The sequence below is a fragment of the Ochrobactrum sp. PL_is501 genome (assembly GCF_055816895.1).
The window spans coordinates 178,475-201,671 of sequence record NZ_JBVPGR010000036.1; the positions used below are offsets into that span (position 1 = coordinate 178,475).

The window sequence follows — 23,197 nt, forward strand, 5'->3', positions numbered from 1 at the left end:
ATGAGCGTGACCATCTACGGTATCAAGAACTGCGACACCATGAAGAAGGCGCGCACCTGGCTTGAAGACCACGGCATCGACTACGCGTTTCACGATTACAAGAAGGAAGGGCTCGACGGTGAAACGCTCGACCGCTTTCTGAAAAGCGTTCCGTGGGAGCAATTGCTCAACCGGGCCGGAACGACATTTCGCAAACTGCCCGAGGAAGAACGCCAGAACGTCGATGCCGCCAAGGCGCGGGCGCTAATGCTGGCGCAGCCGTCCATGGTCAAGCGCCCGGTGCTCGACAAGGATGGAACGCTGACGGTCGGTTTCAAGCCGGACCAGTATGAAAACTTCTTCAAGCCTTGAGGCGGGAAAACGCTGCTATAGATAGCTGCCGATAATAAGAGCGCGTTTCGATCTGATTGAATCGGATCGGCGCTCTATTTATTTGTTTTTAGGCACATCTTGTCCGAAAACCGCTTCACACTTTTCGGGATGTGCCGGATGGAGAAACCGATGCGGCAGCGCGCGAAGAAGGTCGTTCAGCAATGGTCCGCGAGCTGGCGCGATTCCCTGATCGCTTCCTTCGCGGGCGGGGTCGCCTGGCTGATCTGCCAGCTGCTTCTGAACCAGCCGAAACCCGTCTTTGCCATGGTAACGGCGGTGATCTGTCTGGCGCCGAACCTGCCCAACCATGGCAAGCAGGCGATTGGCGTGATCGTCGGGGTCACGACCGGCGTGCTGGTGGGCGAGCTTTCGCTGCTCTTGCCGGAAACGGTTCCGGTCTTCCACACAAGCATCGTGACTTTCGTTGCCATGGTGCTGGCAACCTCTTTTGGCATGGCGCCTGCAATTGCCATCCAGTCGGGCGTTTCGGCGATCCTGGTTCTTGCCATGGGGCCGCAGGTTGCTGGCGTGACACGGCTGGTGGATGTTCTGGTGGGCGCGGGCGTGGGCTTGCTGTTCAGCCAGATTTTGATGACGCCGAGCCCGCTGCTTCTGATCGACAAGGCGGCTCGCGGCCTGATCGACCGTCTTGCAAACGGGCTCAAGCAGTCGGCTATCGCGCTGGAAAAGCAGGACCCGGTGCGGGCGCAAAGTGCGATCAACCAGTTTACATCGGCGCACCGGGCGGTGATCGCACTCGGCGACGGCATTGCGCTGGCGCGCAGCAACGCGCGCTGGTCTCTGCGGGGGCGGCTGGTGGCGCGCGAGGTTACGGAAATGGCAGGCCGCTACGACCGCCGCGGCATCCGCCTCTACGCATCGGCGCTGCTGTTCGGCGAAGCGCTGGGCAACGCGCTGCGCAAGAAGGAAGCCCCGCCGCCGCCATGGCTGGCGGAAGCCTTGCAGGTGGTCATCGCCAATTGCGAGCTGGAGGAAGGGGAGCAACCGCGCAGGATACCGCCCATGCCCAAGGACATTCCGTTCGGCTGGCGCGATTGCGCGCACCGGCTGTCATCGGTTCAGGACACGCTTCTGCACTTCCTGCATTCCGATATTCCCGACAGCCTTCCCGTACCCGAACGGCGGCAAAAGCAAACTGCGGCCTGACAGTTTTCAGGCCAGAGACCGCACATGCTGCGCCAGCTCGTCCGCGGCCTGTCGTGTGAGCGCCGGGCGGTTCCGCCAGTCGTCCAGGGCAGCGCCGCGATAGGCCGCCTGCGCGAGCGCAAGGACCGAGGCGGTTTCGGGCGAAACACGCGGCAGCGCCCATTCGGCAGCGGCATCTTTCGGCGCAAATTTTCCGGTTTCGAGCGTGTACCACATGCGGGCAAGCGTCAGCAGGACGTTGCGCTCGTCACCTGAAAGATTGCCGACGAGGGCAGGCAGGGCATCGGCAATCGCCCGCCGAACATCTTCGTGCGGCATGGGCGGCAGAAGATGTTCGCGCACGGGGCCAACGAGGCTTATGGCTTCCTGAGCGGCTTGCGCCAGCACCAGCGTATATTCGGGATCGGTGTGCGGCTGCGGCACGGTTCCCGCCTCGAATTCGTCGCGCAGCCATTCTCCATAAATGAAGGCGCAACGCGCGGGATAGCCGGGTTCAGCAAGATCCTGCCGCAGAAAGATCATCACTTCCAGGCATCGTGGCATGCCGGGCCTGGCCGGGTGCCGGCCAGAAATCTGCATCAGACGGTCAACGAGAAGCGCCCCGGTTTCAGGTGCCAGTGGCTGGTCGCTGACCGCCAGCAGATCGATATCGCTGTTGGGGCGAAGACCGCCATTCACGGCGGAGCCATGCAGATATACGGCCTGCAAGGACGGCCCCAGACATTCTTGCAGAACGGTCAGGGCCTTTGCCGCTTCTTCGGGGATTGCTGCGCGATTTCTATCCATCCTGCGTTGATACTGTCCCCGACGGACATATACAACGGCAGCCGACGACAGAAGGCCGTCGCTTTTTCAGGCCGCAGCAACTTCTCGCCGTTCCAAGGCGCTTCCCGAAAAGTGCAAAGCGGTTTTCGGACAGGATTCGCTTGAAGACAATAACTTGAGCACCGGTCCAATTCACTCAGATCGGTGCTCAAGAATGCGGTCGATCAATCCCCATTCGAGCCCTTGCTCGGCGGTCATGAAATTATCGCGGTCAAGCGCGCGTTCCACCTCTTCATAGGTGCGCCCGCAATGTTCTGCATAAAGCCGCGTCATCAGCCGCTTGGTTCGCTGGGCTTCCTCGGCATGGATGAAAATGTCCGATGCCTGCCCCTGAAAGCCGCCGGAAGGCTGGTGAACCAGCAGGTTCGCATTGGGAAGGGCGGCGCGATGGCCGGGCTCGCCCGCCATCAGCAGGAAGGAACCCATGGAACGCGCCGTCCCCATGCAGAGCGTGTGCACCGGCGCGCGGACATAGCGCATCGTGTCATAGATGGCGAGGCCGCTGGTCACGACGCCACCCGGCGAGTTGATATAGAGATTGATCGGCTGCTTGGAATTTTCCGCTTCCAGAAACAGCAATTGCGCGCAGATCAGCGCGGATACGGTGTCGTTTACCTCGCCGTTGAGAAAGATGATCCGCTCGCGCAGCAGGCGTGAATAGATATCGAACGACCGTTCGCCACGGCTCGACTGTTCGACGACCATAGGGACGAGTTGCATCGTTTCGCGCATGGCGAACTCCTCTCTTCCAAAATCAGGATGTGGGTGCTTCAGGCGGCGCGCATGACCGGCATCCGGTTGCTGTTGGCGGCAACCGGTGCGGCATGTTTCACCCGCGCATCGTTCAATTCATGGATGACGCGCAGGCAGGTGCCACCGGCAATGCCCGGCACGATGCGGAACGTGACCATGCTTTCCAGAAAGGGCGGCTGGCTTTCCCGCATCCGATAGCTGATCTCCTCACCGGGCTTGCAGGAAGCAGGTTCGGGATCGGCCAATGCCTCGGATGGGAGCCAGTTTTCGCGAAACTCCGGAATGCTGATCGCGCGCCAGACTTTCTGCGGCGCGGCATCCAGCTCATATTCCAGCTCGATGCCATTTTCGCGGTGTTCTTCCTGCCGGTCGGTCATTGGTCCATATCCTTCAGCAAGGTTTTGAGAGCGTCGATACGTTCCGGCCAGTAGGCGCGGTATTTCGCAAGCCAGTTGGCGATGAGGGTGAGCCCGTTCGGATCGACTTCATAATTGACGAAGCGCCCTTCGCGTTCCTCGCGCACCAGCCCCGCGCCGCGCAACACCGCCAGATGCTGCGACATGGCAGGCTGGCTGATTGTCATGCCTTCCCGCAACGTGCTGGCATTCATGCTGCCCGCTGCCAGCTTCTCGAAGATCATCCGGCGGGTCGGGTCGGCAAGCGCCCGAAATATATCATTGAATATATCGCTCTCATTCATACGGACACATAAGCGTACACTTATGCGATTCGCAAGCGAAATCTGTTGTCAGCCCGCGAGAAAAGTCAGCCAAGCTTGTTCAACGGCACCCAGCCGCAGACCCCATTGGGCGCGCGGCACCATGCCCATCCATGCGTTTCCTCGATAACAAAGAGCGTAGCACCTTTGTTGCAGGTCAGTTCCATGGCGGAATAGTCGCGCAGGGTGACGGCCCGGCCATCTACAAAGGTGATGCAATCATCGGGAATCCATCCCGCGCGGCCATCGGGTCCGACAGCCCATAGCCAACGGTAGCCGTCCCAGATTTCAGCTTTCCCGGTCAGGGATACGGCCTGCCCCTGGCTAAAGGCAATGGGATCATCGTAGGGCGCAACGTGATCTTCCAGCAGACGTTTGGAAACAGGCTTTTCGGACATCGATTGCACTTCCGTTGCCAACAATTGGTGAAGATATTGCCGCCGGCGCCTTCGCTTGGAGCCTGAATCAAAAAGGGCGGAATTTTACTCCGCCCTTTCGTCAATCATCCGAGTTCAGGACTTCCGCGCTTCCTTGATCGCTTCGAGCAGTTCCGGCTCTTTCATGACACCGCCATAAAGCTTGGTGCCGATGACGAAGGATGGCGTGCCGCCAAAATTGAAGGCTTCGCCCTGATCCATATTGCGCTCAAGAATGGCATTGATGCGCTTGGAATCGGCCTTATAGGCAGCGTTCAGCTTTACCGGATCAAGCCCACCCTTCTTCAGCGCCGCGTCCACCTGTTCCGGCGTGAGGCGGCCCGGCGTTGCCATCAGCGCTTCCATGGCCTTCACATAGTTGCCGGACTTTTCCGCAGCCAGAACCAGACGCGCGGCATAGGCCGAGGTGTCGCCGAAGATGATCCAGTCCTTCATGACGAGGCGGACATTGCCGTCGTTCTTGACCACGCGCATCAACTCGCCATGCCCCTTCTTGCAGTAGGGGCATTGGTAGTCGAAATATTCCACGATGGTGACATTGCCGTTCGGGTTGCCCAGAACCGGGATTTCCTTGTCGTAGAGTACTTCCGCAACCGTCGGCACGCGCTGTGCGAGGCTTTCGCCGCCCGAAATGGCAATCGTTGCGGCGCCTGCCGCCGTTGCGGCCAGTATCTGACGACGGTTCATCATGAGCTTGCTCCTTTGCCCGATTGGGATTTATCCAACACGACGACACGCGCACCGGAATTGGCGCGCTTGTAGAGATCGAGGATGTCCTGATTATAGAGGCGGATGCAGCCGGACGATGCGGCTTTGCCCACAGACCAGGGCTCGTTGGTGCCATGGATGCGGTAAAGCGTGTCCTTGCCATCGCGATAGAGATAAAGCGCGCGGGCACCGAGCGGGTTGCGGATGCCGCCCTCAAGGCCCTTCGCGTATTTTGCGTAATGCTCCGGATTGCGCTTGATCATGTTGGCGGTCGGCGTCCAGCGCGGCCACTGCGCCTTGTAGGCGACCTTGGCATCGCCCGAGAAAGTCAGGCCCGCGCGGCCAACGCCCACCGAATAACGGATCGCCTTGCCGCCCGGCTGCACGAGGTAGAGATAGCGCGCATAGGGATCAACGACGATGGTGCCGACAGGTTCATTCGTGGCATAGTCGACTTCGCGGCGCAGATTGCGCTCCGAGATCTTGTTGACATCGAGCGCCGGGATGAGATTGCCTCGATCGTTCACCGCGCCATACATGGAGGCGTACTCGCTTCTTGCCGTTTTCACTTCCGGCGCAGGCTGGCTCACCGGCTCGGCTGCAACAGGTTCGGGCGTGGCGGCCGCCGGCTGCGGCATGGTGACGGCAATGGGCCGGTCCGCGGACGCGGTCGTGCATGCCGCGGCAACAAATGGCAAGCAGGCCACAAGCGCGATCCGCACCAGGGATGCCCGGGCACCCCGCTTTTCATCAGATACAGTCAATTTCAAAGCCCCCAGGCCAGTTTCAATACAGTGATCATTGCTTCCGGCCCGCGCTCACAAGGCCGACCGAACGTTCGATAGAGGCGGCCGTGACATCGCCCACCAATCTGGTCCCTTCCGCTTCCTTGCTGATGCGATCGAAGAAGATCATCGTCGGCGGACCGGCTACACCAAGCTTTGCCATCAGGTCGGCATTGCCTTGGGTCAATTCAGAAATATCTGCCTTGACCAGCTGATAGCCTTCCAGCGCCTTCTTCACATCAGCATCGGGCAAAACCCGGCGCTCCACGGTGGAACAGCTCACGCACCAATCCGCCGTGAAATAGACAAGCGTCGGCTTGTCGCCGCGCGCCTTGCCAAGTTTCTCCTGAAGGGAAGAAACAGTCTCGACCGGCGCAAATTGCAGCGCGGCCAGATTCTGATTGCCGCCACGGTTACCGAATGCGGCCAGCGGTTGCAACGGGTCTTTTCCGCCAGAAGCCACGCCAAGCATCAAAATGACACCGTAAACGAAGGCTGCCGTGCCGATGGTGCGGGCGACAACGCTGCGCCCCGGAATTTTGAGGAATGCGAAACTTGCAGCCCCGAAAAGCAGAAGCGCCCACAGCACCATGTCCACGCCGGGCGGCAACAGCGGCGCGGCCATGAAGATTGCGGTGGCGAGAAAACCGAAGCCGAAAACCTGCTTCACCGTTTCCATCCATGCGCCTGCGCGCGGCAGCGTGCCTGCGCCGAGCGTTGCGAAAGCAATGAGCGGCAATCCCTTGCCGATGCCGAGCGCAAAGAGGGCGGAAGCGCCGAGCGCAACATTGGCGGTCTGCGCGATATAGAGCAGCGCCCCCGCGAGCGGCGCCGTCACGCACGGGCCGACAATCAGCACGGACGAGAAGCCGAGAATCGCTGCCGAGCGTTTTGAACCCGTGCGCTGGCCGGTCCGCGACGAAATCGCGCTGACCCATGAATTGGGAAGCTGGATATGGAACAGGCCGAACATGGAGAGCGCCAGAAGCGTGAAGATTCCGGCGAGGGCAAGGGCAGTCCATTTCGATTGCAGCACCATTTGCAGGTTCTGCCCCGACCAGCCTGCGATTGCGCCGACCACGGCGAAGCCCAGCGCCAGGCTGACGACATAGACGGACGAAAGCACGAAGCCGCGCTTTGCTGTCAGTTTCTCCCCTTCCCGCGCCAGCGTTCCGGCCAGGATGGGATAGATGGGAAAGACGCAAGGGGTGAAGGCAAGCAGCACGCCGAAAGCCAGAAATGCCGCGATCACCAGCCCGGTGCCGCCCCGGTCAAGCAGCCCTTCGACCATGCCCTTTTCGGGTGCGAGGGCGAAGGCCATGTCTTGCGGGGTTGGTTGCGATGCAGCCGGAGCAAATATCGATGCCTGCGTCAACGCCTTGGCCTTCTGCCCCATTTCGCTTGATATTGCGAGCGTGACCGGATCAATGGTCCTCGTTTCCGGACGGTAGCAGATGCCGTCTTCCTGACAGCCCTGATAGGTCAGTTCCAGCGGCTTGCCATCCGCCTTCACGCTTGCTGTGGCGTGGGTGTAATAGACTTCCAACCGCCCAAAATTCGGGTCGTCTTTCGGCAGGCCGGGTTGCGTATCGACGGCAAGCGCGTTTCCCTGCCCGTCCTTCGCCTCTATGTGGTCGCGATAAAGATAATAACCGTTTGCAATCTGCCAGTTGAGCACAAGACGGCCATCCGTATCCCTCGTTACGCTCAGGCGGAAAGCCTGATCGACCGGCAGGGGGTTCGCGGCCAATGCCGGGCCAAACGCGAGAAACAAACTGATGAAGAAGCCGGCAAGGCTCGCAAGGAAACGCATTATGATTTTCCGCACAAATTCGATTCGGGACAAATTTATCATGTTGCAAGAGCCGAATGTGCCCGTCACCTTAAGGCAGCCTTAAGGTGACGCGGGGAAAAGCCCGTGCCGGGTTAAACATCAATAAAGGCGGAAACGGGAATTCATGCGCATACTCGTGGTGGAAGACGACATAATCCTTCTCGACGGACTGACCGTCGGGCTGGGGCTTGCCGGGTTCACCGTGGATGCCGTGTCCAGTTGCGGCGATGCGGAAGCAGCCCTTGCCGCCCAGAATTACAATGCCGTGGTGCTCGACCTGATGCTGCCGGATGGTTCCGGCCTCGATATTCTGAAAGCCATGCGGCGCGCCCGCGACGAGACGCCGGTTCTGCTGCTGACCGCGCGCGATCAGGTGCCCGAGCGCATTGCGGGCCTTGATGCGGGTGCGGACGATTATGTCGGCAAGCCCTTCGATCTGCACGAGCTTGCGGCCCGCGTGCGCGCAGTTGCGCGCCGCGGCGCCGGACGCGCCAATGCCCTGCTTGAGTGGCGCGGCGTCGAGCTCGACCCGGCGGAAATGTCGGTGCGTTTCCATGGCGAACCCGTCCGGCTGACCCGGCGCGAATTCTCGATCCTGCGCGCCTTGTTGGAGCGGCCCGCCGCCACCTTCTCCAAATCCTCGCTGGAAGAGGCGCTTTATGGCTGGCAGGAGGAAGTGGAAAGCAATGCGGTGGAAGTGCATATCCACCATCTGCGCTCGAAACTCGGTTCTGATTTCATCGAAACGGTGCGCGGGGTCGGCTACCGTCTGGCAGGGAAAAACGCATGAATTCCATTCGCAGCCGCCTGACCGGCATACTGATCGGCGTGACATGCCTTGTCTGGCTTTTCGCGGTGGTGTGGATTCATATCAGCACCCAGTCGCAGCTTGAAAAAGTGCTCGATGCACGCCTGATGGAGGCCGCGCGCATGGTCAATTCGCTTCTGACCGAGCATCGGGTGGAGGTGGGACCGGAAGGCGATGGCGGGCAGCTCTCGCTGAAGCCGATGCCGGATTTTCCGCTCTATGACCGGCAGCTGTTCTGCCAGATATGGGCGCTCGACGGCAAGCTGGTGGGCCGCTCCGAAAGCGCGCCCGGCGTGCGGCTTACCAATGTGGCGAACGGCTTTTCCAATACCGAAGTTGCGGGCGACCGCTGGCGGGTATTCGCGGTGGAAAATACCCAGCTTGGCCTGCGCGTCATGGTGGGCGACAGCCTGAGCGTTCGCGAAAGGCTGGTGCGGAATGTCGTGACCGGCCTTGTCCTGCCCGCCCTCTTGATGCTGCCCGTTCTGGCGCTCATGATCTGGCTGTGCGTGCGGCGCGGCCTCAACCCGCTGAGCCGCCTTGCGTCGGTGCTTTCCAAGCGGCGGGCGGAGGATTTGCGGCCGCTTCCCGAACAGAATTTGCCAAGCGAAATTGCGCCTGCCGTCACGGCGCTGAACGGGCTTTTCCATCGCGTTGAAGAAGCGCGCGAGCGCGAGCGCAACTTTGCGATCTTCGCCGCGCATGAGTTGAAGACGCCGCTGGCCGGGCTGAAGACACAGGCGCAGATTGCCGAAAGCGCAAAGGATGACACCATGCGCGCCAATGCGGTGCGTCAGATCGCGGCGGGCGTCGACCGCACCAGCCGCCTTGTCAACCAGTTGCTCGATCTGGCAGCACTCGAAACCGGCGAGGAATTGGAAACATCCGCATATGAACCGGCGTGCCAGCTTCTGGTCGCGGTTTCCACCGACATGCGGATGCTCGCGGCGCAGCGCGGCGTTTCCATCGAACTGCCGCAAAACATGCCTCTGGTGCAACTGCCCTCCCCGCATCTCTTCACGCTTGCGGCGCGCAACCTGATTGAAAATGCAGTCAATCACTCGCCGAAGGACGGAACCGTGCATTGCCGCATCGAGACGGAAAACGGAAAGCTGCGGCTTGTCGTGGAGGATGGCGGCCCCGGCATTCCCGAAGGCGAAATGCCGCATGTGACCGAACGCTTCTTCCGCGGCACGCACCGCAACGAGACCGGCAGCGGCCTTGGCCTCGCCATCGTGAAGATGGCAGTTGAGCGGATGAGCGGTGAATTTCAGCTGCAAAACCGTCCCGAGGGCGGTCTTCGGGCGGAATTCGTCGTTCCCGGCATCCCGATCGGCTGATCTGCCGGAAGGCGGAAACACGACCGCCTTCTGCGCTGCCACAATTCTTTCCGCCGCTCTTTGATTTAGATCAATGACACCCGCCCCCCGGGCGCAGATAGGAAACCTATCGCTATTGCTGTCTCATCCGAGGCAGCTCTTGTCATGCGCTGCGAGGGGATTTCATGAACTACGCCGCTGGAACAGTCCTTTCCGGTCTGGGAGCACTTTTTGCCGTGCTTCTGGCCGGATTTTCCCATGATGAGCTGTTCAGAAACCATATGTGGATTCTGTTCGCTACACTGGCCATCTTCACCATTCTTCTGATGCGGAACGCCAATTACGGCCTGACGCCCAAAAAGGTCGACCAGTCCACCTATATGGACGGCCCGATCCGCTATGGTGTCATCGCAACGGTTTTCTGGGGTGTGGCCGGTTTTCTGGTCGGTGTGGTTATCGCCGCGCAGCTCGCCTTTCCCGATCTCAATCTGGAACCCTATCTGAACTTCGGCCGTCTGCGTCCGCTGCACACTTCTGCGGTGATCTTCGCCTTCGGCGGCAATGCGCTGATCGCATCGTCCTTCTATGTCGTGCAGCGTACCTGCCGCGCCCGCCTTATCGGCGGCGACCTCGCATGGTTCGTGTTCTGGGGCTACCAGCTCTTCATCGTGATGGCCGCGACCGGCTACCTGCTCGGCATCACGCAGAGCCGTGAATATGCGGAACCGGAATGGTATGTCGACATCTGGCTCACCATCGTCTGGGTCGCCTATCTGGTCGTCTTCCTCGGCACGATCCTGAAGCGCAAGGAGCCGCATATCTATGTGGCGAACTGGTTCTACCTGTCCTTCATCATCACCATCGCCATGCTGCACATCGTCAATAACCTGGCGATCCCGGTCTCGTTCCTCGGCGTGAAGAGCTATTCCGCCTTCGCGGGCGTGCAGGATGCGGTGACCCAGTGGTGGTATGGCCACAACGCCGTCGCCTTCTTCCTGACGGTGCCCTTCCTGGCCATGATGTACTATTTCGTGCCGAAGCAGGCAGAGCGTCCGGTCTATTCCTACCGCCTGTCCATCGTGCACTTCTGGTCGATCATCTTCCTCTATATCTGGGCTGGCCCGCACCATCTGCACTACACCGCTGTTCCCGACTGGGCGCAGACGCTCGGCATGGTCTTCTCCATCATGCTGTGGATGCCGTCCTGGGGTGGCATGATCAACGGCCTGATGACGCTTTCGGGCGCATGGGACAAGGTCCGCACCGATCCGATCATCCGCCTGATGGTTGCGGCCATCGCCTTCTACGGCATGGCGACCTTTGAAGGCCCGATGCTGTCGATCAAGGCTGTCAACTCGCTGTCGCACTATACGGACTGGACCATCGGTCACGTTCATGCTGGCGCGCTCGGCTGGAACGGCATGATTTCGTTCGCCGCCGTATACTATCTGGCGCCGAAGCTGTGGAACCGTCAGCGGCTCTATTCGATCCGCATGGTCAACTGGCACTTCTGGCTGGCGACGCTCGGCATCGTCCTCTATGCGGCGGCCATGTGGGTTGCCGGTATCCAGCAGGGCCTGATGTGGCGCGAATACGACGATCAGGGCTTCCTCGTCTATTCCTTCGCGGAAACCGTGCTCGCCATGTTCCCCTACTACGTCATCCGTACGCTTGGCGGCGTGCTCTACCTCGCCGGTGGCCTCGTGATGGCATGGAACGTCTATCAGACCATTCGCGGCAATCTGCGCAACGAAGCGCCGATGGGCGGCACCCGGACTGTTGCCGGTGCGGTCATGCAGCCTGCCGAATAAGGAGCGTGTGATTTATGTCGATACTAAAGAACCACTCCAAGCTGGAGAAAAATGCAACGCTGCTGCTGATCGCATCGCTCGCCGTGGTCACGGTCGGTGGCATCGTTGAAATCGCACCGCTCTTCTATCTCGAAAACACCATCGAGAAGGTGGAGGGCATGCGCCCCTATTCACCGCTGGAACTGGCGGGCCGCGACGTCTATGTGCGTGAAGGCTGCTATCTCTGCCACAGCCAGATGATCCGTCCTTTCCGTGACGAGGTCGAGCGCTATGGCCATTACAGCCTTGCGGCGGAATCCATGTACGACCATTCGTTCCAGTGGGGCTCCAAGCGCACGGGGCCTGACCTCGCGCGCGTCGGCGGCCGCTATTCGAACGAGTGGCACGTGCAGCATCTCGTCCGACCGCGCGACGTGGTGCCGGAATCGGTCATGCCAAGCTATGCCTTCCTGAAGGACCGTCCGCTGGAGGCTTCCAACATTGCGGCCAATCTGAAGGCCAATGTGGCGGTTGGCGTGCCCTACAGCCAGGAAATGATCGACAACGCGCTTGACGATCTGAAGGCACAGGCCACGCCGGATGCCGACACGTCCGGCGTCGAGGCACGCTATCCCAAGGCCAAGGTCGGTGATTTCGACGGCAACCCGCAGATGATCTCGGAGATGGACGCACTCATCGCCTATCTCCAGATGCTCGGCACGCTGGTCGATTTCTCGACCTACGACCAGTCCCCCAAAGCGAGATAAAGCGGAGATTTAGCGATGGATTACAATACCATGCGCACTTTCGCCGATAGCTGGGGTCTGCTCGGCATGGCGCTCTTTTTTCTCTTCGTCGTTCTCTACGCCTTCCGGCCAGGCAGCAAGCAGCTAGCCGACCACGCGAAGGACATTCCTTTCAAGGATGACGCAAATGACTGACAAGCAAATCGACGAAGTAACCGGCGTCGCGACCACCGGCCACGAATGGGACGGCATCAAGGAACTCGACAATCCAATGCCCCGCTGGTGGCTGTGGACATTCTACGCGACCATCTTCTGGGCGCTTGCCTATGTGATCGCCTATCCGGCATGGCCGCTGATTTCCAGTTCAACCGGCGGCATGCTCGGCTGGTCGAGCCGTGGTGCGCTGCATCAGGAAATGCAGCAGGTTGCCGCAGAAAAGCAGGGCATCATCGACCAGATCAAGGCCAAGGACGTGCACGAGATTCTGGCGGATGAAAACCTGCGCCAATATGCGGTTGCCGGTGGCGCTGCTGCCTTCCGCGTCAATTGCGTGCAATGTCACGGCTCCGGCGCGCAAGGGGCGCCCGGCTATCCGAACCTCAACGACGACGACTGGCTGTGGGGCGGTTCCATCGACGACATCGTGACGACCATCCGTCATGGCGTGCGTTCGAAGGACGATGCCGACACCCGCGTTTCCGAAATGCCGGCTTTTGTCGACGTGCTGGAACCGCAGCAGATCCGCGATGTCGCCGCCTATGTGGTGAGCCTGTCGGGCACGCCGCACAATCCCGACATGGTGCCGGAAGGCAAGAAGGTTTTCACTGAAAACTGCGCTGTCTGCCATGGCGCGGACGCCAAGGGACTGCGTGAGTTCGGCGCACCGGACCTCACCGACGCCATCTGGTTCTATGGTTCCGGCGAGGACGCCATCGCGCGTCAGGTCTCGCATCCCAAGCATGGCGTCATGCCTGCATGGGAGACGCGCCTTGGCGATGCCACCGTCAAGCAGCTTGCCATCTTCGTCCATTCGTTGGGCGGCGGTGAGTAGTCAGGCTGCGAAGCCTGACTACAGGGCAGTAAGGCAATAGGGCAGTAAGGCAGTAGGGAAAATAAGGAATCTGGGACTGTATTGATCGCGGCCATCACATACTGCCCTATTGCCTTACTGCCCTACTGCCCTGCTCCAAAGGAGCGAAAAATGTCAGACGATGTCGAACGCATTGACGTTCAGGCAGTCAATTCCCCCAAGACCCGCCAATCGCTTTATGCGGCGCGGGTGAAAGTGTTTCCGAAGCGCGTGCAGGGCGAGTTCCGGCGCTTCAAGTGGATTGTCATGCTCATTACGCTCGGCATCTACTATCTGACGCCATGGCTGCGCTGGGATCGCGGTCCCTATGCGCCCGATCAGGCAGTGCTGATTGATCTCGCCAACCGCCGCTTCTATTTCTTCTTCATCGAAATCTGGCCGCAGGAATTCTACTACGTCGCGGGCCTGCTCATCATGGCGGGCCTCGGCCTGTTTCTCGTGACCTCCGTCGCGGGCCGCGCCTGGTGCGGCTATACCTGCCCGCAAACCGTCTGGGTCGATCTTTATCTCGTCGTCGAGCGCGCCATCGAAGGCGACCGCAACGCCCGCATGAAGCTCGACAAGGCGCCTTGGACCTTCGACAAGCTCTGGAAGCGCGTGACGAAACATTCCATCTGGCTGCTGATCGGCGTGCTGACGGGCGGTGCATGGATTTTCTATTTTGCCGACGCGCCGCAGCTGCTCATGGATTTTGTGACCGGAAAAGCGGCGCCCGTCGCCTATTTCACCGTCGCCATCCTCACCGCCACCACCTATGTTTTCGGCGGGCTGATGCGCGAGCAGGTCTGCACCTATATGTGCCCGTGGCCGCGCATTCAGGCCGCGATGCTGGATGAAAATTCTCTCACCGTCACCTATAATGACTGGCGCGGCGAGCCGCGTTCACGCCACTCCAAAAAGGCCATTGCGGCGGGCGAAACTGTGGGCGATTGCGTTGATTGCAATGCCTGTGTCGCCGCCTGCCCGATGGGCATCGACATTCGCGACGGCCAGCAGCTTGAATGCATCACCTGCGCGCTGTGCATCGACGCCTGCAATTCGGTGATGGACAAGATCGACAAGCCGCGCGGCCTCATCTCCTATGCGACGCTTGCCGATTACAATGCAAACATGGCGCTCGCGACCAATAACGGCACGGCTTCTATCGATCCCGCCCGGGTCTACAACGCGCCGAACAGCTTTTCTGACAAGGTGCAGAGCCTGTCGTGGAAGAAGGTGCTGCGCCCGCGCAGCATGTTCTATTTCGCCATATGGGCCTTGATCGGCCTGACGCTCGTCATCTCGCTGTCGACGCGCCAGCGCATCGGCATCAACGTGCTGCATGACCGCAATCCGCAATATGTGCTTCTGTCGGACGGATCGATCCGCAACGGCTATACAGTCAAGCTGCTCAACATGATCCCGACGCCGCGCACCTTCCGTCTTTCCATAGAAGGACTGCCGGGGGCAACGCTGACCGTTCAGGATGAAACCGCAGATGCGGGCGGCAATTACGATATTCCGGTCGAACCGGACCGCCTGAAGACATTGCGCGTGTTCGTCACCATGCCGCATGATGCGATTACCGAACATCGCCACGACTATGAAATCGAAGTGCGTGACGCGGACGGCGCGGAACATGCACGCTACAAGGCAACTTTCATGGCACCGGAGGGCAGATAATGTCGATCAAGTCGAAAACCGCAGGCACGTTCACCGGCTGGCACATGATGGGCATCATGGTTGCCTTCTTCGGTGTCATTATCGCCGTCAACCTGACCATGGCCTATAACGCGATCCATAGCTGGAGCGGGTTGGTCGTGCAGAACACCTATGTCGCCAGCCAGGAATTCAACGACAAGGCTGAGACCGGCAAGGAACAGGCCGCGCTGAACTGGCAGTCGAAGCCTTCTTATGAAAACGGCGTCTTTGCCTGGCAGCTGGCCGACCGCGACGGCAAGGCGGTCGCCATGACCGGCGGCACCGTGGAATTCAAGCGCCCGGTCGGTGATGAGCACGACACCAAGGTCACGCTGACCGTTCGCGAACCCGGCGTGCTGACCGCGCCGCTGGAACTTGGCGAAGGCGCGTGGATCATGGAAGTGAATGCCGATGCCGGTCTTGAAGACCCTTATCGCCATATCATCCGCGTTCTGGTGAAGGATGGGAGGATACTATGAGCTGCTGCGTCGAGAATGCACAGATAGCGACCGTCGTTCAGGCCGTTTCGACAGATGAAATGCAGGTCGCAAGCCGTGCGCTCGGCGATGGCCTGCGCCAGCTCGACCTGTCGGTTCCCGGCGTTCACTGCGGCCTGTGCATCAAGAATATCGAGGAGACGCTCGGCAAGATTTCGGGCGTTGCCTATGTCCGCGTCAACCTGACGGCGCGCCGCGTGACCGTGCGCTGGAAGGACGGCGAGACGCCGCCCAATGTCGTCGACCCATTGCGCAGGCTCGGTTACGAGGCGCATATTTTCGACATGGCGCAGGAGAAAGACCCGACCTTCACGCGGCTTCTGATCGCGCTTGGCGTCGCGGCCTTCGCTTCCAGCAATGTGATGCTCTTGTCCGTTGCGGTCTGGTCGGGCGCGGATGCCGCGACCCGCGACATGTTCCACTGGATTTCCGGCCTTATCGCCCTGCCGACACTGATCTATTCGGGCCGCATTTTCTATGTTTCCGCATGGAATGCGCTGCGCGCGGGACGCGTCAACATGGATGTGCCGATTGCGCTCGCCATCACGCTTGCCTTCGGCATGAGCGTTTATGAAACCCTGCATCACGGCCAGCACGCCTATTTCGATGCGTCGGTGACATTGCTGTTCTTCCTGCTGATCGGCCGCACGCTCGACTATATGATGCGCGCCCGCGCCCGTTCCGCCGTGCGCGGTCTGGCGCAACTGGGCTCTCGCGGCGCGGTGGTGATCGGCGAAAATGACGAACGCAATTACCTGCCGGTCAACGAAATCCGCCCCGGAATGCGCATCATCCTTGCAGCAGGCGAGCGGGTTCCGGTCGATGCCAAGGTGGAGGAAGGCCGTTCGGAACTCGATTGCGCCATTGCATCGGGTGAAAGCGATGCGGTGCCTGTCGGCCCCGGCTCGGATATCCGCGCCGGCACGCTCAATCTTTCCACGCCGCTCGTCATTCGCGCGACGGCGGAAGCCAAAGATTCCTTCCTGGCTGAAATGGTGCGGCTGATGGATGTGGCGGAAGGCGGGCGCGCCTACTACCGTCGCCTTGCCGACCGCGCTTCCGAGCTTTACGTGCCGATGGTCCATACCATCGCTTTCGCGGCCTTTGTCGGCTGGATGTTCTACACCGGCGGCGACTGGTATCGCTCGATCTATATCGCGATCTGCACCCTCATCATAACCTGTCCCTGTGCGCTTGCCCTCGCAGTGCCGATCGTTCAGGTGGTCGCGGCGCGCCGCCTGTTCGAAAACGGCATCATGATCAAGGACGGCTCCGCCATGGAGCGGATGGCCGAAGTCGACACCGCCATTTTCGACAAGACCGGTACGTTGACCCTCGGCCAGCCTCGGCTGATCGATGCCGACGCCATCGATCCCAACAATCTGGAAATCGCCGCCGAACTGTCGCTTTATTCGCGCCATCCGCTGTCGCGGGCGCTGGCGCTGTTCTCCGGCGCAAAGCCGATGACGGCCTTTACCCGTATCGAGGAAGTGCCGGGGGCCGGTATCGAAGCCGAGCTGAACGGTGCCGTCTATCGGCTTGGCAAGCGCGACTGGGCGGACAAGAGCGCCGCCCTGCCTCATGCTGATGGCCCTGAAACCTGTCTTTCCATCGATGGCAAGCTGGTCCAGACCTTCCGTTTTGAGGATCAGCCGCGTGAAGACGCTGCGGGCGCCATCGCCACGCTGAAGCGAAACGGGCTGAAGCTCGGCATCATTTCCGGTGACCGGCTGCCTGCCGTCGAGAGGCTTGCAGCTTATCTTGGCGTCGACAATTTCCGCGCGGAGGTGCTGCCTGCCGACAAGTCGGAACTGGTGCAGAAACTGTCGGCGGAAGGAAGCAAGGTGCTGATGGTCGGCGACGGCTTGAACGACGCTCCGGCCCTTGTTGCCGCCCATGTTTCCATGGCGCCTGCCACCGCTGCCGACATTGGCCGCAATGCAGCCGATTTCGTCTTCCTGCGTGAAAGCCTGTCGGCAGTGCCGCTTGCCTTTGCCGTATCGAAGGAAGCGGGCCGGTTGATCAGCCAGAACTTTGCGCTTTCCATCGGCTATAATATAATCGCCGTGCCGATTGCGATTTTCGGCTATGTCACCCCGCTCGTGGCAGCGCTTTCCATGTCGCTGTCGTCCATCGTGGTCGTCAGCAACGCATTGCGGTTGCGGGCCGGAAAACAAAAGCAGCAGACGCAGAAAGCAATCGCGCCTGTTGCCGCCATCAAGGAAGCGCACAAATGAGCGGACTTATCTTTCTCATCCCCATCGCGCTGTTTCTGGGCCTGCTCGGCCTTGTCGCCTTTCTCTGGTCGTTGAAAAACGGCCAGTATGAGGACCTCGACGGAGCGGCAAACCGCATTCTCCTTGATGACGAAACTAGCCCGTTATCAAAATCGCGCGCAGGTCATTAACATTCGTGCCGGTCGGTCCCGGCACGAAAAGATCGCCGATAGAGTCGAATGCTGTCCATGCATCGTTGTTGGCGAGACGCGCCGCGCCATCCTCGCCCGCTTTTTGCAGGCGCGAAACCGTGGAACCATCGGCATAAGCGCCCGCATTGTCTTCCGATCCATCGATGCCATCCGTGTCGGCGGCAAGCGCATGGATATTGTCATAGCCATCGATATCGAGGGCGAAGGACAGCAGGAACTCGCTGTTGCGTCCGCCCTTGCCGCCTTTCCCACGAATGGTGACGGTGGTTTCGCCGCCTGACAGAATGACCACCGGCTTTTTGAACGGACGGTCGCGGTCGGCCACCTCACGGGCAATCGCCGCGTGGACATGCGCCACTTCCCGCGCCTCACCTTCCATTGCATCCGACAGGATCACCGCTTCCACACCGTGGCGCGCCGCCTCCTTCACCGCCGCTTCCAGCGAAACGGCGGCAGATGCAATCACGCGCACTTCGTTTCGGGCGAAAACTTTATCGTCCGGCTTCGGCGCGTGGGCGGCTTCGCTCCTGATATGGGCAAGAACGGCTTCGGGCAAATCCAGCCGGTAGCGTTCGATGATTTTCAAAGCCTCGTCGCGGCTGGTGGAGTCCGGCACGGTCGGGCCGGAAGCCACGAAGGCCGGATTATCGCCCGGAATATCCGAGACAACGAGCGAGAACACCGCTGCCGGATGCGCGGCGGCGGCAAGCCTGCCGCCCTTGATGGTGGACAAGTGCTTGCGAACAGCATTCATTGCCGAAATCGGCGCGCCAGAGGCAAGCAATGCCTTGTTGACGGTGATTTCGTCTTCCAGCGTCAGCCCGTCAGGGGGCGACGGCAACAGTGCGGACCCTCCGCCGGAGATGAGCGCCACCACGAGGTCATCTTCGGTCAGGTTCGACACGGCATCGAACAGCCGCCTGGAGGCGACAAGCCCCGCTTCATCGGGGACCGGATGCGCCGCCTCAATGATCTCGATGCGCTCACAGGGGGCGCCATAGCCATAGCGCGTGACCACCACGCCCTCCAATGGAGCGTCATATTTTTCGGCCCACGCCCGCTCGAAAGCCGCCGCCATCTGCGCCGAGCCCTTGCCCGCGCCGATGACAATCGTGCGCCCTTTCGGCTTGGCCGGAAGATTGGCGCGAATCACCAGCTCAGGATCGGCAGCCGCAACGGCAGCGTCGAACAGGCTGGTCAGAAACTTCTTGGGATCGGTGATGGCAGTCATGAGTTTCCCGATGCTGGCATGTTGCGGCGGCACTATTCCCCGCCCGAGATATAAAATCAATGGAGCCGGCCACCTCCTCCAAGCAGCCAGCTCCGCCCTCTCCCTCCAGAGAGTTCGCCTGAGACGTCAAGCGACGTCGTGGTTCGCCATCCTCTCCAGTGCACGCACCAGACCCGAATGGTCGAGACCGTCATCGCCATGCGCCGCGCAGGAATTGAACAGTTCCTGTGCCGTGGCCGTGTTCGGCAGCGAAACACCGAGCGCCTTTGCGCCTTGCAGCGCGAGGTTCAAGTCCTTCTGGTGCAGCGAAATGCGGAAACCCGGATCGAAAGTGCGCTTGATCATGCGTTCGCCGTGAACTTCCAGAATGCGGGACGATGCAAAGCCGCCCATCAGGGCTTCGCGCACCTTTGCCGGGTCAGCGCCCGCCTTGGAAGCAAAAACCAGCGCTTCGGCAACCGCCTCGATATTGAGTGCGACGATGATCTGGTTTGCAACCTTGGTTGTCTGGCCGTCGCCGCAATCGCCGACGAGGGTGATGTTCTTGCCCATGAGCTTCAGGAGCGGCAGGGCGCGGTCGAACGATTCCTGCGAACCACCCGCCATGATGGAAAGGCTTGCGTTCTTCGCGCCGACCTCGCCGCCAGAAACCGGCGCATCGATATATTCCGCACCGGTGGCGCGGACTTTCTTTGCAAATTCCTTCGTTTCGATGGGCGAAATCGAGCTCATGTCGATGAGCAGCTTGCCCTGGCCAAGACCGCCAATTGCGCCGCCCTCCCCGAAGATGACTTCGGCCACCTGCGGCGTATCGGGAAGCATGAGAATAATCGTGTCGCATTCTTCGGCAACGGCCTTTGGCGTTTCCACAATGTGCAGGCCGTTATCGATCAGCTCCTGACGCGGCGGAGGATTAAACCGTGAGGTGAAGATCTGGTGCCCCGCATCCTGCAAATGACGCGCCATCGGCGTACCCATGATCCCCAGTCCGATGAAGCCTATCTTGGCCATGTCGTTTACTCCCTAATCAAAATTATGCAGTCAGCCGTTCGGCTTCATACTGCTTGAACCAGCCCAGACCTTCCTCAGTGGTGGTCTTCGGCTTGTATTCGCAGCCGATCCAGCCCTTGTATCCAGCGTTTTTCAGCGCTTCGAACACGTTCGGATAATTGATCTCGCCGGTGCCCGGCTCATTGCGGCCCGGATTGTCGGCAAGCTGGATATGGGCGATGAGCGGCTTGTAGCGTTCGTAAGTGGCGACGAGTTCGCCGCGCGTGCGCTGCTGGTGGTAAAGGTCATACTGGATGAACAGATTGTTGCTGCCCACTTCATCGATGATCGAAACCGCCTGCTCCACCGTGTTGAGGTAGAAGCCGGGAATGTCGTAGTGATTGATCGGCTCGATCAGCAGGCGAATGCCATGCTTGCCCAGTTCCTTCGCGGCCAGGCGCAGATTGCTGACGAAAGTGGCGCGCAGCACATCCGGGTCCACGCCCTGCGGCGCAATGCCGGAAAGACAATTGACCTGCGAACAGTTGAGCGTCGTGGCGTAATCGATGGCATCGGCCACGCCGCGCCGGAAATCGTCTATACGATCCGGCAGAACCGCAATGCCGCGCTCGCCGCCAGCCCAGTTGCCCGCAGGCAGATTGTGCAGGACTTGCGCCAGGTTATGTTTGGTCAGTGCTGCCTTCAGCTCATGCCGGTTGAACTCATAGGGGAAGAGATATTCCACCCCGGTGAACCCGGCCTTTGCGGCCAGCGCAAAGCGGTCCATGAAAGGCACTTCGTTGAAAAGCATGGTGAGATTGGCTGCAAATCTCGGCATTTCCGCCTCCTTGTAATTCTCTATTTGCGCAATTCTGGAAAAAGTCGTTTCGCAGTTTTCCTAGAATCGCCTTCAACGTTGTTCTTTTCCCTCATCCTGAGGAGCCTCCCGAGCTTGTCGAGGGGGAGGCGTCTCGAAGGGCGAGGGAAAATGCACCGCGCCTGCCCTCGTCCTTCGAGGCTTCGCTACGCTCCGCACCTCAGGATGAGGGAGAAACGAAGGAGTAGATCGGCTTCACGTTAGTCCAACAATGCCGCAATCGCAGTCGGCGCATCTTCGCCACGTTCGGCCAGTTCCTCGAATTCGACAACCTGATCGATGTCGACACCCATGGAAATATTGGTAACGCGTTCGAGGATGAATTCCAGAACAACCGGCACCTGATGCTCGGCCATCAGCGCTTTTGCCTGTTCAAAACTCTCGGCGAACTGGTTGGGGCTGCGCACCCGGATCGCCTTGCAGCCGAGACCTTCGGCAACCGCCACGTGATCGACGCCATAGCCCTTTTCCGCATCGCCATCGGCATTGATGTTGTCGAAGGCTAGGCTCACTTCGAAATCCATGTTGAAGCCGCGCTGCGCCTGCCGGATGAGGCCGAGATAGGAATTGTTCACAACCACATGGATGTAAGGCAGCTTGTGCTGTGCCCCGACCGCCAGTTCTTCGATCAGGAACTGGAAATCATAGTCGCCGGAAAGCGCAACAATCGGGCGATCGGGATCGGCGGCACGCACACCGAGCGCCGCAGGCAGCGTCCAGCCGAGCGGACCGGCCTGACCGCAATTGATCCAGTTGCGCGGGCGATAGACATGCAGGAACTGCGCGCCCGCAATCTGGCTGAGGCCGATAGTCGTGACATAGCAAGTGTCGCGGCCGAACGCCTTGTTCATCTCTTCATAAACACGCTGCGGCTTCAGCGGCGTCTGGTCGAAATGCGTCTTGCGCAGCATGGTGCGCTTGCGCTCCTGGCATTCCTTCGCCCAGCCCGACCAGTCGCGCAGCTTGCCTGCCGACTTCCATTCCGTCGCAATGTCGAGCAGTAGCTTCAGCGCCTTGCCCGCATCCGAAACGATGCCGAAATCCGGCGCGAAGACACGGCCGATCTGGGTCGGCTCGATGTCGATATGGATGAACTTGCGGTCCTTCCGGTAGGTGTCGACATTGCCCGTATGACGGTTCGCCCAGCGGTTGCCGATGCCGATGACGACGTCGGAGGCCAGCAGATTGGCATTGCCATAGCGGTGCGAGGTCTGGAGGCCGCACATGCCCGCCATCAGGCGATGATCGTCAGGGATGACGCCCCAGCCCATCAGGGTCGGGATGACCGGAATGCCGGTGATTTCGGCGAATTCGACCAGAAGATCCGATGCATCGGCGTTGATGATGCCGCCGCCTGCGACGATCAACGGACGCTCCGCCTCGTTCAGCATGGCGAGCGCCTTTTCAGCCTGCGCCCGCGTTGCGGAAGGCTTGTAGGCTTCCATCGGCTGATAGGTGTCGATGTCGAATTCGATTTCGGCAAGCTGAACGTCAATCGGCAGGTCGATCAGGACCGGACCGGGACGGCCCGACTTCATGATGTGGAACGCCTTCTGGAAGACGTAAGGCACCAATGCCGGTTCCATGACCGTGACCGCCCACTTGGTGACCGGCGCTGCGATCTTGGCGATATCGACCGCCTGAAAGTCTTCCTTGTCGAGACGTGCGCGCGGGGCCTGCCCTGTGATGCAGAGGATCGGGATCGAGTCGGCAGAAGCCGAATAGAGACCCGTAATCATATCCGTTCCGGCGGGGCCGGAGGTGCCGATGCACAGGCCGATATTGCCATGCTTGGCGCGCGTATAGCCTTCGGCCATATGCGAAGCGCCCTCGACATGACGCGCCAGTATGTGGCGGATCGAGCCGCGCGCCTTCATCGCCGAATAAAATGGATTGATCGCTGCGCCCGGTACACCGAAGGCACAATTGATCCCTTCTTTTTCCAGCACAAGCACGGCTGCATCGACTGCACGCATTCTGGCCATGGCCATTCCTCCTATGGAACTCTAATCCATTTACCAATGCTATTATCAAAAAATGGAAATGCATACCATTATATGGAAATAAAGATTTTCAACGGAATGGAGATAATCCGCAGCTCCCTTTCCGATCGGCAATGGATGCGATAGTGATATTTTCTGA

General features: G+C 60.2%; 24 protein-coding genes. 12 read left to right on the forward strand and 12 right to left on the reverse strand.

The window, feature by feature from the left end; translation table 11 throughout:
* Both AC0TOF_RS14270 and AC0TOF_RS14275 read left to right on the forward strand, forming a co-directional pair.
* Positions 1 to 351 carry an ArsC family reductase gene (locus tag AC0TOF_RS14270; RefSeq protein ID WP_473768745.1) on the forward strand — a complete coding sequence of 117 codons (351 nt, stop codon included), beginning with the start codon at positions 1 to 3 and terminating at the stop codon, positions 349 to 351.
* Positions 352 to 501: 150 nt separating this feature from the next.
* Complete coding sequence (locus AC0TOF_RS14275) at positions 502 to 1,539, forward strand: FUSC family protein (protein WP_473768746.1); 1,038 nt, start codon at positions 502 to 504, stop codon at positions 1,537 to 1,539.
* Between the two features lie 6 nt (positions 1,540 to 1,545).
* Here AC0TOF_RS14275 and ant(9)-Ic read toward each other — a convergent pair whose 3' ends face one another.
* The 8 genes from ant(9)-Ic to dsbD form a co-directional block, all read right to left on the reverse strand.
* Entirely contained in the window at positions 1,546 to 2,325 is a 780-nt protein-coding gene (ant(9)-Ic, locus tag AC0TOF_RS14280; protein WP_473768747.1) for an aminoglycoside nucleotidyltransferase ANT(9)-Ic, read from the reverse strand.
* Between the two features lie 171 nt (positions 2,326 to 2,496).
* Entirely contained in the window at positions 2,497 to 3,096 is a 600-nt protein-coding gene (locus AC0TOF_RS14285; protein ID WP_112590509.1) for an ATP-dependent Clp protease proteolytic subunit, read from the reverse strand.
* Positions 3,097 to 3,134: 38 nt separating this feature from the next.
* Positions 3,135 to 3,494, reverse strand: a complete 360-nt coding sequence (locus tag AC0TOF_RS14290; RefSeq protein ID WP_473768748.1) for an SRPBCC family protein — start codon at positions 3,492 to 3,494, stop codon at positions 3,135 to 3,137.
* A complete protein-coding gene (locus AC0TOF_RS14295; RefSeq protein ID WP_473768749.1) occupies positions 3,491 to 3,817 on the reverse strand; it encodes an ArsR/SmtB family transcription factor in 327 nt (108 codons plus the stop codon). Before AC0TOF_RS14295 ends, AC0TOF_RS14290 begins: the two co-directional genes overlap by 4 nt.
* 65 nt (positions 3,818 to 3,882) lie before the next feature.
* Positions 3,883 to 4,233 (reverse strand): SH3 domain-containing protein, encoded by a 351-nt coding sequence (locus AC0TOF_RS14300; protein WP_473768750.1) that lies wholly within the window; start codon positions 4,231 to 4,233, stop codon positions 3,883 to 3,885.
* 114 nt (positions 4,234 to 4,347) lie between these two features.
* Positions 4,348 to 4,962 carry a DsbA family protein gene (locus AC0TOF_RS14305; RefSeq protein ID WP_473768751.1) on the reverse strand — a complete coding sequence of 205 codons (615 nt, stop codon included), beginning with the start codon at positions 4,960 to 4,962 and terminating at the stop codon, positions 4,348 to 4,350.
* Entirely contained in the window at positions 4,959 to 5,744 is a 786-nt protein-coding gene (locus AC0TOF_RS14310) for a L,D-transpeptidase (RefSeq protein WP_473768752.1), read from the reverse strand. The genes AC0TOF_RS14305 and AC0TOF_RS14310 overlap by 4 nt, the downstream gene beginning before the upstream one ends.
* A gap of 34 nt (positions 5,745 to 5,778) precedes the next feature.
* Positions 5,779 to 7,578, reverse strand: coding sequence for a protein-disulfide reductase DsbD (gene dsbD, locus AC0TOF_RS14315; RefSeq protein ID WP_473768753.1), 1,800 nt, complete (start codon positions 7,576 to 7,578; stop codon positions 5,779 to 5,781).
* A 145-nt stretch (positions 7,579 to 7,723) separates the two neighbouring features.
* Between dsbD and AC0TOF_RS14320 the strand changes: the two genes are divergently transcribed.
* The 10 genes from AC0TOF_RS14320 (at position 7,724) to ccoS (ending at position 17,936) form a co-directional block, all read left to right on the forward strand.
* Positions 7,724 to 8,389, forward strand: a complete 666-nt coding sequence (locus tag AC0TOF_RS14320) for a response regulator (protein WP_473768754.1) — start codon at positions 7,724 to 7,726, stop codon at positions 8,387 to 8,389.
* On the forward strand, positions 8,386 to 9,747 hold the full coding sequence (locus AC0TOF_RS14325; RefSeq protein ID WP_122000582.1) for an ATP-binding protein: 1,362 nt from the start codon (positions 8,386 to 8,388) through the stop codon (positions 9,745 to 9,747). The genes AC0TOF_RS14320 and AC0TOF_RS14325 overlap by 4 nt, the downstream gene beginning before the upstream one ends.
* Positions 9,748 to 9,911: 164 nt before the next feature.
* Positions 9,912 to 11,537 (forward strand): cytochrome-c oxidase, cbb3-type subunit I, encoded by a 1,626-nt coding sequence (ccoN, locus tag AC0TOF_RS14330; RefSeq protein WP_122000583.1) that lies wholly within the window; start codon positions 9,912 to 9,914, stop codon positions 11,535 to 11,537.
* A 14-nt stretch (positions 11,538 to 11,551) separates the two neighbouring features.
* A complete protein-coding gene (gene ccoO / locus AC0TOF_RS14335; RefSeq protein ID WP_473768755.1) occupies positions 11,552 to 12,283 on the forward strand; it encodes a cytochrome-c oxidase, cbb3-type subunit II in 732 nt (243 codons plus the stop codon).
* A 15-nt stretch (positions 12,284 to 12,298) separates the two neighbouring features.
* On the forward strand, positions 12,299 to 12,457 hold the full coding sequence (locus tag AC0TOF_RS14340; RefSeq protein WP_121980627.1) for a cbb3-type cytochrome c oxidase subunit 3: 159 nt from the start codon (positions 12,299 to 12,301) through the stop codon (positions 12,455 to 12,457).
* Positions 12,450 to 13,313 carry a cytochrome-c oxidase, cbb3-type subunit III gene (gene ccoP, locus AC0TOF_RS14345; protein WP_473768756.1) on the forward strand — a complete coding sequence of 288 codons (864 nt, stop codon included), beginning with the start codon at positions 12,450 to 12,452 and terminating at the stop codon, positions 13,311 to 13,313. Before AC0TOF_RS14340 ends, ccoP begins: the two co-directional genes overlap by 8 nt.
* A 150-nt stretch (positions 13,314 to 13,463) precedes the next feature.
* A complete protein-coding gene (gene ccoG / locus AC0TOF_RS14350; protein WP_473768757.1) occupies positions 13,464 to 15,014 on the forward strand; it encodes a cytochrome c oxidase accessory protein CcoG in 1,551 nt (516 codons plus the stop codon).
* Positions 15,014 to 15,511, forward strand: coding sequence for a FixH family protein (locus AC0TOF_RS14355; RefSeq protein ID WP_473768758.1), 498 nt, complete (start codon positions 15,014 to 15,016; stop codon positions 15,509 to 15,511). The genes ccoG and AC0TOF_RS14355 overlap by 1 nt, the downstream gene beginning before the upstream one ends.
* Positions 15,508 to 17,766, forward strand: a complete 2,259-nt coding sequence (locus AC0TOF_RS14360; protein ID WP_473768759.1) for a cation-translocating P-type ATPase — start codon at positions 15,508 to 15,510, stop codon at positions 17,764 to 17,766. The genes AC0TOF_RS14355 and AC0TOF_RS14360 overlap by 4 nt, the downstream gene beginning before the upstream one ends.
* Positions 17,763 to 17,936 (forward strand): cbb3-type cytochrome oxidase assembly protein CcoS, encoded by a 174-nt coding sequence (gene ccoS, locus AC0TOF_RS14365; RefSeq protein ID WP_473768760.1) that lies wholly within the window; start codon positions 17,763 to 17,765, stop codon positions 17,934 to 17,936. Before AC0TOF_RS14360 ends, ccoS begins: the two co-directional genes overlap by 4 nt.
* Here ccoS and AC0TOF_RS14370 read toward each other — a convergent pair.
* The 4 genes from AC0TOF_RS14370 to gcl form a co-directional block, all read right to left on the reverse strand.
* Complete coding sequence (locus tag AC0TOF_RS14370) at positions 17,902 to 19,188, reverse strand: glycerate kinase type-2 family protein (RefSeq protein WP_473768761.1); 1,287 nt, start codon at positions 19,186 to 19,188, stop codon at positions 17,902 to 17,904. The genes ccoS and AC0TOF_RS14370 overlap by 35 nt on opposite strands.
* Before the next feature lie 126 nt (positions 19,189 to 19,314).
* Complete coding sequence (locus AC0TOF_RS14375) at positions 19,315 to 20,199, reverse strand: 2-hydroxy-3-oxopropionate reductase (protein ID WP_473768762.1); 885 nt, start codon at positions 20,197 to 20,199, stop codon at positions 19,315 to 19,317.
* Between the two features lie 22 nt (positions 20,200 to 20,221).
* Positions 20,222 to 21,016, reverse strand: a complete 795-nt coding sequence (gene hyi / locus AC0TOF_RS14380; RefSeq protein WP_473768763.1) for a hydroxypyruvate isomerase — start codon at positions 21,014 to 21,016, stop codon at positions 20,222 to 20,224.
* Positions 21,017 to 21,255: 239 nt separating this feature from the next.
* A complete protein-coding gene (gene gcl, locus AC0TOF_RS14385) occupies positions 21,256 to 23,040 on the reverse strand; it encodes a glyoxylate carboligase (protein WP_473768764.1) in 1,785 nt (594 codons plus the stop codon).
* Between the last annotated feature and the right edge of the window lie 157 nt (positions 23,041 to 23,197).